The organism is Calothrix sp. 336/3, assembly GCF_000734895.2.
Taxonomy (GTDB): Bacteria; Cyanobacteriota; Cyanobacteriia; order Cyanobacteriales; family Nostocaceae; genus 336-3.
In genome coordinates this window covers 6,136,626-6,150,900 of the sequence record NZ_CP011382.1, presented here as the reverse complement: position 1 = coordinate 6,150,900, position 14,275 = coordinate 6,136,626, and the positions used below count along the sequence as shown (strand labels likewise).

12 protein-coding genes are annotated in these 14,275 nt (G+C 42.2%); 4 read left to right on the top strand and 8 right to left on the bottom strand.

Annotation, left to right across the window (positions count from 1 at the left end):
* Positions 1-54: 54 nt before the first annotated feature.
* Positions 55-1,533, top strand: a complete 1,479-nt coding sequence (locus IJ00_RS25745; protein ID WP_035158135.1) for an alpha-amylase — start codon at positions 55-57, stop codon at positions 1,531-1,533.
* Between the two features lie 538 nt (positions 1,534-2,071).
* Positions 2,072-2,971, top strand: a complete 900-nt coding sequence (gene hetR / locus IJ00_RS25740; protein ID WP_035158134.1) for a heterocyst differentiation master regulator HetR — start codon at positions 2,072-2,074, stop codon at positions 2,969-2,971.
* A 107-nt stretch (positions 2,972-3,078) separates the two neighbouring features.
* On the opposite strand, the gene IJ00_RS29300 is transcribed toward hetR, so the two are convergent.
* The 4 genes from IJ00_RS29300 to IJ00_RS25720 all read right to left on the bottom strand — a co-directional run bounded on the left by IJ00_RS29300 (position 3,079) and on the right by IJ00_RS25720 (position 6,898).
* Positions 3,079-3,717 (bottom strand): hypothetical protein, encoded by a 639-nt coding sequence (locus IJ00_RS29300; RefSeq protein ID WP_052754538.1) that lies wholly within the window; start codon positions 3,715-3,717, stop codon positions 3,079-3,081.
* Between the two features lie 128 nt (positions 3,718-3,845).
* Complete coding sequence (locus tag IJ00_RS25730; RefSeq protein WP_035158133.1) at positions 3,846-5,177, bottom strand: tetratricopeptide repeat protein; 1,332 nt, start codon at positions 5,175-5,177, stop codon at positions 3,846-3,848.
* Between the two features lie 394 nt (positions 5,178-5,571).
* Entirely contained in the window at positions 5,572-6,075 is a 504-nt protein-coding gene (locus IJ00_RS25725) for a GNAT family N-acetyltransferase (protein ID WP_035158132.1), read from the bottom strand.
* Positions 6,076-6,313: 238 nt separating this feature from the next.
* Positions 6,314-6,898 carry a hypothetical protein gene (locus IJ00_RS25720; RefSeq protein ID WP_238178397.1) on the bottom strand — a complete coding sequence of 195 codons (585 nt, stop codon included), beginning with the start codon at positions 6,896-6,898 and terminating at the stop codon, positions 6,314-6,316.
* A 192-nt stretch (positions 6,899-7,090) separates the two neighbouring features.
* Between IJ00_RS25720 and dacB the strand changes: the two genes are divergently transcribed.
* On the top strand, positions 7,091-8,587 hold the full coding sequence (dacB, locus tag IJ00_RS25715; protein ID WP_035158130.1) for a D-alanyl-D-alanine carboxypeptidase/D-alanyl-D-alanine-endopeptidase: 1,497 nt from the start codon (positions 7,091-7,093) through the stop codon (positions 8,585-8,587).
* A 112-nt stretch (positions 8,588-8,699) separates the two neighbouring features.
* Positions 8,700-8,969, top strand: a complete 270-nt coding sequence (locus tag IJ00_RS25710; RefSeq protein ID WP_238178396.1) for an addiction module protein — start codon at positions 8,700-8,702, stop codon at positions 8,967-8,969.
* A 26-nt stretch (positions 8,970-8,995) separates the two neighbouring features.
* On the opposite strand, the gene IJ00_RS25705 is transcribed toward IJ00_RS25710, so the two are convergent.
* The 4 genes from IJ00_RS25705 to IJ00_RS25690 form a co-directional block, all read right to left on the bottom strand.
* Positions 8,996-9,883 carry a hypothetical protein gene (locus IJ00_RS25705; RefSeq protein WP_035158128.1) on the bottom strand — a complete coding sequence of 296 codons (888 nt, stop codon included), beginning with the start codon at positions 9,881-9,883 and terminating at the stop codon, positions 8,996-8,998.
* A gap of 21 nt (positions 9,884-9,904) precedes the next feature.
* A complete protein-coding gene (locus IJ00_RS25700) occupies positions 9,905-10,822 on the bottom strand; it encodes a CHAT domain-containing protein (RefSeq protein ID WP_035158127.1) in 918 nt (305 codons plus the stop codon).
* A gap of 283 nt (positions 10,823-11,105) precedes the next feature.
* Positions 11,106-11,915: a DUF928 domain-containing protein gene (locus IJ00_RS25695; protein WP_035158126.1), complete on the bottom strand. Its 810-nt coding sequence runs from the start codon at positions 11,913-11,915 to the stop codon at positions 11,106-11,108.
* A gap of 147 nt (positions 11,916-12,062) precedes the next feature.
* Positions 12,063-14,165, bottom strand: coding sequence for a M3 family metallopeptidase (locus IJ00_RS25690; protein ID WP_035158125.1), 2,103 nt, complete (start codon positions 14,163-14,165; stop codon positions 12,063-12,065).
* Positions 14,166-14,275 lie beyond the last annotated feature (110 nt).

Here is a 14,275-nt window from a genome sequence, read left to right as displayed (position 1 = left end):
CAGAACTCTGAGATAGCATCATCCTCAGACAATCCCCATCATCAGAGGTGAATCATGGCAGATGTAAATGGCGTAATCATGCAATACTTCCATTGGTATAATCCCGACAATGGTACGTTGTGGCAAGAAGTCAAAAGTAGAGCGGGAGAATTAGCCAAAGCTGGAATTACTGCAATTTGGCTACCACCAGCATACAAAGGCATGGCGGGTAAAAGTGATGTCGGTTATGGGGTATATGATTTATTTGATTTAGGTGAATTTTCACAAAAAGATTCAATTCGTACCAAGTATGGAACCCGTGAACAGTATTTAGATGCCATAAAAGGATTACAAGCAGCGAAGATTCAAGTTTATGGGGATACGGTTCTCAATCACAAAATGGGTGCAGACTCTCCAGAAACCTGCAAAGCAACCCCCTATTCTCAAGATAATCGCTTAAATTCCAAAGGCGGATTACAGGAAATTAAAACCTATACCCATTTTCATTTTCCCGGACGACAGGGCAAATATTCCCAGTTTGAATGGCATTGGCATCATTTCGATGCTGTCGATTATAACGAATATAACAGTGGCGATCGCGGTACTATTTATCTCCTTGAAGGTAAACAATTTGATGATTATGTTGCCCTAGAGAAGGGTAACTTTGCTTACCTCATGGGTTGTGACATCGATTTTCAAAATCCCTGGGTACGGGAAGAAATTATCCGTTGGGGTAAATGGTATCTCGATACAACTGGTATCGATGGTTTCCGTATTGATGCCATCAAGCACATTTCTGCCTGGTTTTTCCCTCAGTGGTTAGATGAACTAGAGCAATACGCAGGTAAAGAGTTATTCGCTGTCGGGGAATACTGGGTTCCTAAAATCAATGATATCCATTGGTATCTCGACACTGTGGGGGGCAAAATGTCAGCTTTTGACGTACCTCTGCATTACAACTTCCATTATGCTAGCCGTGCCGGTGGTAACTACGATATGCGCCGCATCTTAGATAGTACCTTGATGCAGCAACGACCGACCCATGCCGTCACCTTTGTGGAAAACCACGATTCCCAACCCCTGCAAGCCTTAGAATCGGTAGTTGAACCCTGGTTTAAACCCCTGGCATATGCAATCATTTTGCTCCGTCGTGAGGGATATCCTTGTGTGTTCTACGCTGATTACTACGGTGCAGAATACGAAGATTGGGGACGAGATGGAAACCGCTATCGAATTTTCCTCCCTGCTCATCGTAATGTCATAGATAAATTACTCTATGCACGCCATAATTACGCCTATGGCGCACAATATGATTACTTCGACCACTACAATACCATCGGCTGGACACGACTCGGTGACGAACAGCACCCGAAAGCAATGGCAGTGATTATGAGTGACGGTGCGCCAGGTTTTAAATGGATGGAAGTTGGTAAACCTAATACCAAGTTTGTAGATATTACAGATAATATTTCCCAACCAATTTATACCAATGAAGCGGGATGGGGCGAGTTCCATTGTGCTGGTGGTTCCGTCTCTGTATGGGTTCAAGAATAAAATGATTCCTCTTGTCCCTACTGCCAATTGCAAATAATTGTATCTTTGCTACCCAATTGGCAAAATTTGTATTTATTTAAACATATGGGTGATGCACTAATTGCTACGATGGACAAAAATAAAATAACCACCAAAAAGCCACACACCTGAGAATGTCTCCTCAGTATTTAGTAAAAAAAAATACTCTTTTTTTGCTGTATATCCCTGGGCTAGGCTGGTGGTGACTGGGTTTCTGTATCAGGTAGCAATTAGTTTGCACGCAATTGACTTGTATACAGGTGCTTTCACCCCCTATTTGAGATAGAATCTACAGCAAATGCTGATTAGATAATGATTTTGACTCATTCAAAGTTTATAATTTTCTAGCAGAAAATACGGATAATTTCACAAATATGACTACCAACTCTACCCATACTTAACGCATAATAGATAATCTCAAGTGAAGACATCACGCCCTAGTCGGGTGTATACTACTTACTTTCACTTAATTTTCCTTTGGCTCATTACTGTGTAAACGTGCTATTTAACTGTCTGTAATATGAGTAACGACATCGATCTGATCAAGCGTCTCGGTCCCAGTGCGATGGATCAGATCATGCTTTATTTAGCTTTTAGTGCCATGCGAACCAGTGGGCATCGGCATGGGGCTTTCTTAGATGCGGCGGCAACGGCGGCAAAGTGTGCTATTTATATGACCTATTTGGAGCAAGGGCAAAACTTGCGAATGACAGGGCATTTGCATCACCTAGAGCCGAAGCGTGTCAAAATCATTGTTGAGGAAGTCAGGCAGGCTTTGACTGAGGGTAAATTGCTGAAGATGCTAGGTTCCCAAGAACCCCGTTATCTGATTCAGTTTCCCTATGTTTGGATGGAAAAGTACCCTTGGCGACCAGGGCGATCGCGCATCCCTGGAACTAGCTTGACAAGCGAAGAAAAACGGCAAATCGAGCAAAAACTTCCACCCAATCTGCCTGATGCTCAATTAATCACCTCCTTTGAATTTCTGGAATTAATCGAGTTTTTACATAAGCGTTCTCAAGAAGACTTACCCCAAGAGCATCAAATGCCCCTCAGCGAAGCTCTTGCAGAGCACATTAAGCGGCGTTTGCTGTATTCTGGGACTGTCACCCGGATTGATTCACCCTGGGGAATGCCTTTCTATGCCCTAACTCGTCCGTTTTATGCTCCCGCCGATGATCAAGAACGTCAATACATTATGGTGGAAGATACCGCTCGGTATTTCCGTATGATGCGTGACTGGGCTGAGCGATTGGCAAACACAATGCGAGTTTTAGAAGAATTAGATATCCCACCAGATAACATCTCCCCAGCTTTAGAAGAACTAGATGAAGTGATTCGCGCTTGGGCTGATAAATATCACCAAGATGGTGGTATTCCGATGATTTTACAGATGGTTTTTGGGAAAAAAGAGGATTGATAGTTGAGGTAATGGGTGACAGGGAAAAGTTAACAGTTGACAGAGGAGATAAAAAATATCTATGTCCCCTCTGACTTGTTTCACCCTTCCCCTTTACCCCTATTTACCTAATACTTTTGTGGTTTGATATCCGGTTGTGCTTCCGGTTGTGGTTCAGGTTGCGGTTGTGCTTCTGGTTGTGCTTCCGGTTGTGGTTCAGGTTGAGCCGGATTTGTTTCAAAAGTTGGTTGGAAAGAACCCGGTGTTGAAGAACCAGCGATTTTATCGTTGCCGTCAATACAAATATCCATAGCTTTTAAAGCATCAATATCTGTTTCTACTCGCAACCCTACTACACAGTGAGCAAAATCCACTGGTAACAAACTGCTTCCACAGTGATTTAAGACACTACGGTCATCGACTTCCTTACCATACTTGAAAATACCAACCACACACTTGGAGAGTTCTCCAGGGCGACGTGCATTCTCACAAGCGGGTAATGCATTTTCGTAAGGTACGTCTTTATACCGATTCTTGACAATTTTCACCACACAGCCAGATAATTCACGAGGGCGTAATGCCGTGGCACAAGCTTCAGCCGCTGACTCAAGAGGAGCCTTGATGCTTTTGAGTTGTCCCACACAGGCGCGATAATCGTTGCTGTAGCTGCTCGTGATTTGAGCCTTGGCAGCGTGGGGTAAGCTCATGGCTAACCATGTGAACACTGCACAAGCCGAAAAAAGTTTAATTTGAGAATTCCCTTGCATATCCATTCTCCAAACACCCAACGTAATGCTATCGCATCTACATCTTAAGGAAAAATGAAAGTTGAGAGCCGGAGGCAGGAAAAAATATTTCTCTATATCTCCTTGTCAACCCTGTACCCTATTCCCTGTCAAACTCCTTCCTTCATTAATTGATGCATGGTATTTAACATTTCCTCTGCTTGGGTATCATTGCCGAGGCGTTTATAGATTTTATATGCCTGACGGTAGTGAAAAATCGCTTCTGTTTGTTTGTTTAATTTATGTAGGGTTGCTGCTAGAGCCAGGGTAATTTTGGCTTCTTCGGGAGCATTGGGCACATGTTTGACGAGTAATAGGGCTGATTTAAAGCATTCTAGGGCTGGGACATATTGGCGATCGCGATAAAATAAGCCACCAATATTAAACAGTAGCTGCTGTTGGCTTTGTCTTGCGTCAATTTCTTGGGAAATGGCTAAAGCTTGTTGGTAATATTGCAAAGCTTTGTTGATATTACCGATGTGCTGATATGTACCAGCAATTCTGGATAAAGCCGCAGCTTCTCCAAAACGATTACCGATTTGTCTACAGATATGCAAAGACTCAGTATTATATTTGATTGCTTGTTGGAGCTGGTGCGTCAAGCTACAAATATCACTTAATTCTTGCAGAATCGCACTGCGAACCCGCTTTTCACCAATTTCATGGGAAATTCCCAGAGCGGATGTTAAATACTCCTTAGCTTGCTGATACTGTTTCAGCCCTTTATATGCCCTACCTAAACAGCTTAAACTCACCATGAGCAGGTTTTTGCTGCCGATTTTTTGGGCGATCGCTAAGGATTGATGACATAATTCCTCTGCCACCATCCACTGTTCTAATTGCAAATAAATACTACCGAGGTTTGCGAGAGAATCGCCCTCAGATTTCATATCCATCATTTCTTGAGCAATTTCTAAAGCTTTTTGCTCATATCCTAAAGCTTGCTGATAGTCTCCTAAAAACTGATAGACATTTCCTAGGGAACCTAAAGCACTTTTCTGCCAGCTCCGCTCGTTGATTTCACAACTAATGGCGAGCTGATTTTGGAAGCATTCAATTGCTTGATAATATTCACCCAGATTTTGATAATTCGTTCCTAATCCCCAAATTCCGGCAATTTGTAAGACTCGATTTCCCGTCTCCTGGGTAGTTGTCACTAAGCGTTGAAAATAATCAATTGATTCATGAAATTGGCTAAATTCGCGATAACAATTTCCCAGATGATAAAGGGCAATTTCTTGCCACCCCTTATCAGATATTTGCTGTGCCAAATCAAGCAATTGCTGATAGTATGCCAAGGCTTGGGAAAAATCAAATAACTTTTCATGGATACCGGCAAGCTGATTTAGACATAGTATCTCCTGCTGTCTGTCCTGATATTGGCGACTTAAGCAAAGTTTTTCTAAATATTGGTTGAGAGAATCTTGGATTTCTGGAGACATAAATAAGTATATTGATGATATACCTTCTGGTATTTTAAACATAGCTTAATTGCTATGCAGTTAACTATTGTTACGCATTTAACTGAAAGCAATTCGGCAATGATTCCCTGTGACTTCATCCTGATTTCTAGATGGGAAATTAGGGGATTGGCAATACCGAAATTAGACAAACATTAATATAAAAACGAAAATATATTTGTTTCATATTTTCATCTCCTATGTGGTGGGATGAAAATTTTCTGTTTTCTACGTAAAAATACTATATGCTCTTAACTTCAGGTATATAAAAGCATATATATTTTCGTTCTCCCTAGCATGATAATTGGTTTTGGCAATTGCGTATCAGGGGGTCTACCCCCTAATTTCTTGGCAAGTAGGTTATTTCGACTTGTAACTATTCCCGATTTGCGATGACTGCCAATCCCATGATGACTAAATCACGGTTAATTCCGTCCAATTCTGCGACTCCTGGCAAGTATCCCCACTGCTGAAAAGAAAAGGAAGAAAAGAGTTTTAAGCTAGGTGTGTTGTGAGCAAAGATGAAGCTGATAATATTTTTGATACCTAAATTGGGGCTGTGATAAATTGCTGTTTGTAAAAGTTTTTTGCCTAAACCTTGACGGTGGTATTCAGGGGCAATATACACACTAATTTCCGCAGTCCCATGGTAGGCAGGTCTGCCATAAAATGATTGAAAGCTCAACCATCCGGCAATGGTGTGATCAATTTCTATCACCCAAAGGGGACGATGGGAAGGCGATCGCCCACTAAACCAGTGACGACGACTTTCTACTGTTACAGGTTCTAAGTCAGCAGTTGCCATGCGATGGGGAATTGCCGCGTTATAGATTGCCACAATCCTAGGTAAGTCTTGTTCTACGGCATGGCGAATCAGCATAGGATGTTAATTTTTCTTTTATCTGTATTTCAGGGAAGACCCAGAAATAAATTATCCCAAATTGTGGAGTCCTAGTTAGATTCCCTGCTCTGTGAAAAATTTGGGGAGGGAGGAATCCATCAAAATCACTGGGAACAGACTAATGGTTCATCCCTCTGAAGGGTTCGTAGTGAGTAATTTATCCCTCAAATTAAGGGTTAAAGCCCTGACTACAAACTTTAAAATTAATGGGACACCACTAACTAGAAATGGATACATTCTTAAATGCTGCGGTTTGGGGGACAAAAATATCAATAGTCTTGACTTCCTCAGGGATTCTTAACCAGACATAACCATCAGCAGAAGCTTGGGGACGGAGATTAGAGACATCAACTTGTCCCGTTGCGCGACTGGTATCTACCCGTTCATAGGTTTCGCTGGTATCAGGATTACGAGCTTTCGTATCATAGGTGTATATCCCACCAGTTTCCACGTCATCCTTAGCCACACGGCGAATCCGCATTTGCACATTTACCACATCCCGGTTGCCTGTTTTCGGATCCTTGATGCGCTTCACAGAAAGTAATTCCACTTGTGCTTTGCCACCAAATGCGGGTTGCACAAATTCCCCTGGTTGGATACCAGTATTAGTTGTGGGAGATGCGTCAGGAGTGGGAGTCGCAGCAGTTTCTGTTGGTGAATTAGTGGCGATCGCTGTCGTTGTCGTTGTCGGTGTTGGATTACTACTAGTAGGAGCTGCATTCCTTTCTAACTGGAGGGTTGTCATGGCTTGCCGTAACATAAACACCTCATAAGCAGCGTAGCCACTTGCCAACAATGCCACAGTTGAAAATAAGAAAGCAATACTAGACAAGAATCTATTCACACCCTATACCCCACATCTACATCAGATTAATCGTCATTTGATTTTATAATGGCGTGAGCATTTTTTTTGCAGCACCCCCCTGAAGTATTAGATTTAGCAATGCTTTCCTTAGAAAATATAACTCACCCTACTCTGGCAATAGTTTGCAAGATGAGATTCAGAAAAATTACTACCAGCCTTTTACTATTATTTATCAGTACACCCCTGGGTTTAACCTCAGAAATCGCCCAAGCACAGGTTGTAGTTCCCACAGAAACACCCCCAAGCCCAACCACACCAGTTGCCCCAGCTAACACAACATCCTTCTGCCCTGCCCAACTAACTAGTGCCATAGACGCTGTAGTGAATCGCACTCAGTTTACCCGTGCCCGTTGGGGTATTTTGATACAGCCCCTAGGATCTAACCAAACACTCTACAATCGTGATTCCAAAAAATTCTTTACCCCCGCATCCGTCACCAAAGTACTCACCACTGCCGCAGCTTTGCAAGCTCTCGGTTCTAGTTACCGTTTCCGCACTACTGTCTATGGCAATGCCGAGAATATGCGAGTTGTGGGTGGAGGCGACCCCAGTTTAACAAATGCCCAGTTACAAGCCTTAGCAAAGCAACTCAAACAAAGGGGTATTCAGAGTATCAAAACATTAAACGCCGACGAGGGCTTGATTCAAGGTGATATTGTTCACCCCACCTGGCAATGGGAAGATATTTACTCCGATTACGGCGCGCCTATCAGTAGTTTCATGGTGAATGAGAATACTTTTGGTATCAAATTATCACCCCAAGCCGTAGGGCGTAACGTTGCGATCGCCTGGAATGATGCCAACGAAGCGCGACTGTGGCAGGTGATTAATCAATCCACCACCGTAGCCAATAACCAGCCCAATACAATCAATATTACCCGTGAACTGTCTGGGAGAGTTTTACGTATTCAAGGCAATTTAGCCGCCAATGCTGACCCGATGAACGTTGCATTACCAGTAGTAGACCCTGGTTTTTATTTTTTGCGGCGTTTTCGTACTGCTTTAGCTGGGGAAAAAATCTCATTGGATAAAACAGCATTGGTGACTGGTGGTAAAAATGAAAGCCAACTTGCATCCGTACAATCACCACCACTTTCCGAGTTAATTGCTACGGTAAATTTAGATAGTAATAATCTTTACGCAGAATCATTGTTACGCGCTCTAGGAACTCGACAAGCACGCAAACCCCAACAAACCACTGCCGATGCAGGTTTAGAATTACTCAAAACCACCTTAACTCAATTGGGAGTGGATGCTACTAGTTATATTATTAACGATGGTTCCGGTTTATCCCGTCGTAATTTAATTAGTCCCGAAGCTTTGGTGCAAACGTTACGAGGAATTGCCAGAAGTCCGGGAAATTCTGTTTACCGTGCATCCTTACCAGTGGGTGGGAAAACAGGAACCCTGAAGTTTCGTTTCCGTAACACCCCCGCAGAAGGGATTGTACAAGCCAAAACAGGAACTATGACTGGTGTGGTGTCCCTTGCTGGGTATGTGAATCCACCCAATTATGAACCTATCGTTTTCAGTGTGATTGTCAATCAAACATCATTACCAGCATCAACTGTGAGACAAGCAATAGATGAAGTTGTAATTATGTTGGCACAGTTGCGCCGTTGTTGAGTAATTAGGGTGCGCGATCGCAGATTTTTATGATGTGGCAGATTTCACAGACGTTCTACACAAATTTGGTTTTAGCGCGATCGCCATTGGGCTGTAAAGCAATGACAATTCCTTGAGTCTACAATTAGAATTGTTGCCCAGACTGCAAAACATGAGTGAAACTGCGGAAAAACTTAAACTCGAACTTTCTCAGCTTTCTGCAAAAGAACGTGCTGAAATTGCCTACTTTTTAATTCATTCTCTAGATGAGGGTATAGATGATAATCTAGAAATGGCTTGGGATACGGAATTAACCCAACGGTTGGAGGATATTAATCGCAAAACAGCCATTGGAGAACCATCATCTCAAGTTTTTTCTGAGTTACGAGAAAAGTATTCGTGAAGTTTATTGTTATTCTTAATAGAGTCCTACTTGCGGATCTGAATCGTCACGATTGGATTTTTAATTACTTGATTATCCGAATAACATTCCTGTTTGTCATCCAGTGGGCAATTGCTTGGTTTAACATCGTTAGCTGTCAAATAAAGACTTCCTGAATTATCAGCAGTAAACGTAGTTGTATCCGCAAGAGAATACCATGCACCTGTGCCAACTTTGGCAATCAATGAACAGAAAGGTGCACTCGGTAGCATGTATCCCTTGTCAAAATCACGGCCACCGCCAGGTCCTACCGGATTTTTTGCATCTGGCTCACAAGCCCACTTAAAATCTTTGTCAGGACGAACCTCAACTACATCACCTTTTTTAATTTTGACCTTATCAATAGCAGGAGGTGTAGGTAAACGAGGATCGACATTGGCAATGATTGGATGATTTCTTGGATAAAGTAATATCCCAAGCAATATACTAATAAAACCAGCGCCTAACGAAAATGCTATAAAGTTTTTAGTTTTGCCAATCCTTGTAAACCATGATTCTGGTTTTGATTCATCTAGATTAGGGACAGTTGGGATTGGATAATTTTTTGTTTCCTGATTACAATTACAATTGAGTTTTTCTACAATCTTTTTTAAGGTGGATATACGATGGCTATATACTGATTTATTCAAGATAGGAAATAATTTATCGCAACAAAGCTTACAAATATATTCTTGATAGCCAAACCGATTTAAACTGTCAATTAACTCTGTACAAAATGTATCATCTGAAGTCCCGATGATAAACGAGACTTCGTGGGGGTTGATGCCAAGGTCTCTACATATTTGTTTTCTTGACTCTTGGGTCTCGATCATTACGAGCATTAGTTTTGTTAATTCTTTTATATCATCTTCGTCCAAAAGCAATTGCGTTGACATATTTTTACTCCTAGATGCTATTTACAGTTGAACGTTGAGTTTTGATTGAATATTTTCCAAATCAGCCGCGTATTTTCCTCTTTTAAACACAACTTGAATTTCGTTACAGACTTTCCCAAGAGCTTCCTGATCATCTGTACTATGTAAATAGTCAATTAGCTCTAAAGCAAAGTTAGCATCGGTTGATTGTCTTAAAAATTCCAGTTTATTTGGGTCAATTCCAATTCTGATACAAAGTGCTTTGCGTGCGGAATATTCTGCACGTCCACTACGTATCAGGAGGTCTGTCAGTATTTTTCTGTCAGAGTCGTTTAGTTCTTCTGGTTCTGATTTGTTCGTGACTGTTAGCGGTTCTTCAATAGAAATTGTCTTTTCAATATTTGACTTTTTCTTGAGAACCGGGGTGAGTTGCTCTGAAATACCTGCTAACCGAATTGCTGCACAACCTAATTTATAAGCAAATTCTACTGGTTTTCCTGCTCCTAGAGCATCATAAAAACCGACAGCGAATTCAATTGCAGCTTTATCTCCGATCGCCTTTTTCATCCCAATTACATAATTAACGTGTTGCGCGATCGCCTCTGCTTGTACTTCCGAATAACAGCCATTCAGAACAACACATTGTACTTGCTCTGCAAACAGTTCAAACAGTCCCCCTAGAGCTTCTCCATCGACTAGCTTTGTCGAACCTGTTTCATCTTCAAATACTAAACCCTCATCCCCTGTTCCATGTCCAGAAAAATGAACAATAGCAGGATTGATATCTAGCATAGCCCGTTGGATGTCCCTCGGTCGCACTGCAAACAAAGATTTGATAGCGAACTGATCGCGGTTTTTTGCCCGATGTAATCCTTCTTCAATATCTCGCACTTCCTGATCTAAACGTAGTTGTGAAGTACCTTTCGGATTTGCTGTCAAAATTAAAGTTGTTTGCACCATTTATTTAAACTCTATTTATATAATTGGGCATGACACCAGTAGCTAGACCATTGGATATATTGCTATCTCCTATTTTGTGTCTCCGTGGTTTGGGAACCTTCATTGCATAAGTTGTAATAGTTTAAAAGTTTTAGAACTTATGCACTATACAAATTACTCATTTTATATATTGACGTAAATCGGTCGTTTCAGGCTTTTACAAACTACTTGTTGATAATTGCGATCGTCAGGAGTTTATCCAACGAACAATAAACTCCCTGATTCTGATTTATTGATTGATACGCTATCTGGCAACACACTTTTGTTGTAAGGGTTGTTCAGCAATGTGTTTTAAATCGATAGTTTGAAGTGTTTCTACCCAAATTTGTTTCACCTTGCTATCTGTGGGGTTACAGCTGCGTAAGTCTGCGAGGGTGGAAAGGTAATCAAACCAAAGTCCGCGATCGCCAAAATGGGTGAGGCGATCGCGCTGAGTCATTCCTTGGATTTTGCTTTCTACCTTTTTATCTGCGGCAATTCTTTGCACCCAACCATAAACATTAATATTGGACTTAGGGGAATTATCTAAAGCATTGCATACCATAGTGACAGACCATTGATAGGTATGGTTGACTTGTAGCGGTGCCAGCTTACCATCATTGGGGAGCGTAAAACTTGTAATTCCTGCGGTTTTTTGGGGTTGAATATTTTCTTGATAGAGTAAGGTTTGTTTTTTGGTTTTTTGTTCTACTTGATAAAGGGAAAATTTCAGGTTTTGGGCTTTGTTTTCTGGTGTATACCAAAAAAACTGTGGATAGGCAGAAGTAGTTAAGCCAACATTAGTAGTTGGTAATAATAATACCATCATCCGTTTGTTCCCAAAAGTACAGGCACCACCCATCCTTCGGGTAGTGCCCGCTTCTCGTCTGCCAGGAAGACCTTGACGAGGGACTCTAATTTTTACTTGAGGATTAGCAATATTACTGATGTCAACCGCTCTGGAGTGCTTTTGTACACTAGAGTCCCCATCTTGAGCATGGGCAACAAGAGGTAACCCCCAAGAGCATACATTTAATACTAGGGATAGAGTGATTCCTAAATAACGGGAACGCATAATAATATTTAGTTAATTAATATAAGAATTTAGATAACTACAAGCAAAATGCTGGCGGCTATATGTAACAACACATTCAGCTACCAGCATTTCGTAATTTATGGAAAAATTGGATGAGAGTTAATAGGAAATAGTAATAGCTAACAGTTATGCTGCAACTAAACCATTATGTTTCAGCAAAGCTTTGGTACTAGGTTCCCGTCCTCGGAAAGACTTGAATACTTCCATGGGGTGCTGACTACCACCGAGGGCTAGGACGGTATCACGGTAACGTTTACCAGTAGTAATTACCGCAGCCTCATCATCTAATCCCGCTTCTTCAAAGGCTGCAAAAGCATCAGCACTCAGGACTTCTGCCCATTTATAGCTGTAATAGCCTGCGGCATAACCACCAGAAAAGATGTGCCCAAAGGAACAGAGGAAAGCATCTTCAGGTAAAGGAGCAATAACCGTGGTGTTTTTAGCTATGCGATCGCGCACATCTTTGACTGTCTCACTACCACCAGGGCGGTAATCATGGTGTAATGCTAAATCTAAGCTCGAAAAGTAAACTTGCCGCAGGGTTCCACTACCACTCATATAATTTTTGGCAGCTAGTAACTTTTGATAGTAATGCTCCGGTAAGGATTCCCCAGTTTCGTAATGTTTTGCCATCCCGAATAGAGTCGGACGCTCATAACACCAGTTTTCCATAAACTGGCTCGGTAATTCTACGGCATCCCATTCAACATTATTAATACCTGCGGCTCCACTGTAATTTACCTTGGTCAACATATGGTGTAAACCATGACCAAACTCGTGGAATAATGTCTCAACTTCTCCAAAGGTCATCAAACTAGGTTTGCCATCCACTGGGGGACTTTGATTACAAACCAGATATGCTACAGGTAAGCGAGTAGTCACCACACCATTGTCTTGTACCTGCCCCCGATTAATACAGGTATCCATCCACGCACCACCACGTTTTTCTGCGGGACGACTGTAGGGGTCAAGATAGAAGTAAGCAATGGGTTTACCACTTTCATCAGCGATTTGGAAGTAACGCACATCCCCGTGCCAAATTGGTGCTGTTCCGTCTGCGGGGGTGACAGTTATCCCAAAGATGCGCTTCACTAACCCAAATAGCCCATCTAACACCTGGGGTAAGGGAAAATACGGACGCAATTCCTCAGCCGTAAAGGCAAATTTCTCCTCCCGTTGCCGTTCTGCCCAGAAGCTAATATCCCAGTGTTTCAGGTCATTGGCTTCGGATGCACCTTGACTGGCAGCATAGGCTTTGAGTTCTTCTAACTCTTTTTTGGCTGCGTCGTAACTAGCACTCCGTAAATCTTCCAAAAGTTGCTCAACGGATGCCACACTGGGAGCCATCTTACTAGCAAGGCTGATTTCTGCAAAGGTTTTATAACCTAAAAGCTCTGCTAACTCTTGCCGTAGTTGCAAAATCTGATTAATCAGGGGGTTATTGTCTAACTCTCCAGAGGAAGCACGACTAATAAAAGCTCTATAGAGTTTTTCTCGCAAATCCCGCCGGGTGCTGTGTTGCATGAAGGGTCCATAGCTGGGAAAATCTAAGGTGATACGCCAAGGACCATTTTCTGGGGTAGCGTCTTCAGCCCCATTTTCCCGCGCTCCCTGGGCAGCAAGACCAAGTAAACTGGGAGGTAAACCTGCGACCTCTGCTTTGTCTGTCAATGTCAAACTGAAAGCTTTGGTGCCATCTAATACGTTATTAGAAAACTTAGTGGAAAGTTCTGCTAACTCCATCTGAATGGCGTTGAAGCGTTCCTTTGCTTCTCCTTGCAAACCCACCCCAGAGAGTTCTGCATCTCGAATTGCCGCTTCTACAATCCGTTTTTGAGCAGGTTCGAGAGTATCCCAAGTCTCTCCACTGCGGAGTTGCTTGAAAGCATTGTAGATGGCTTGACTTTGACTCAGTTGATTGGAGAACTGAATTACCTCTGGTTGAATAGTTTCGTAAGCTTCCCGTAGTTCTGGACTATTTTTCACACCCATAAGGTGGCTAACTATACCCCAACTCCATGTCAGACGTTCTGTGAGTTGTTCTAGGGGTTCTACCAAACCTTCCCAGGTGGGTTTAACGTTGGTTTCTAGTTGGGTAAGTTCCTGTTCTAATTCTTCCAGGAGATGGGTTAAGGCAGGAATTACCTGTTCTGCTGTGATGTCTGCGAAGGGTGGTAAACCTTGTCCTTGCAAGAGGGGATTATTGGTAATTGGAATGGTTGGATTCATAGTGTGTGGTGTAAGTAGCAACTGCCAGATTCAAGAATGTGTAATTTATATATCTTCCCCCTTAGGGTCAGATTTTTGGAGTGATTCCACCGTTTCCCGGTCATTTATTT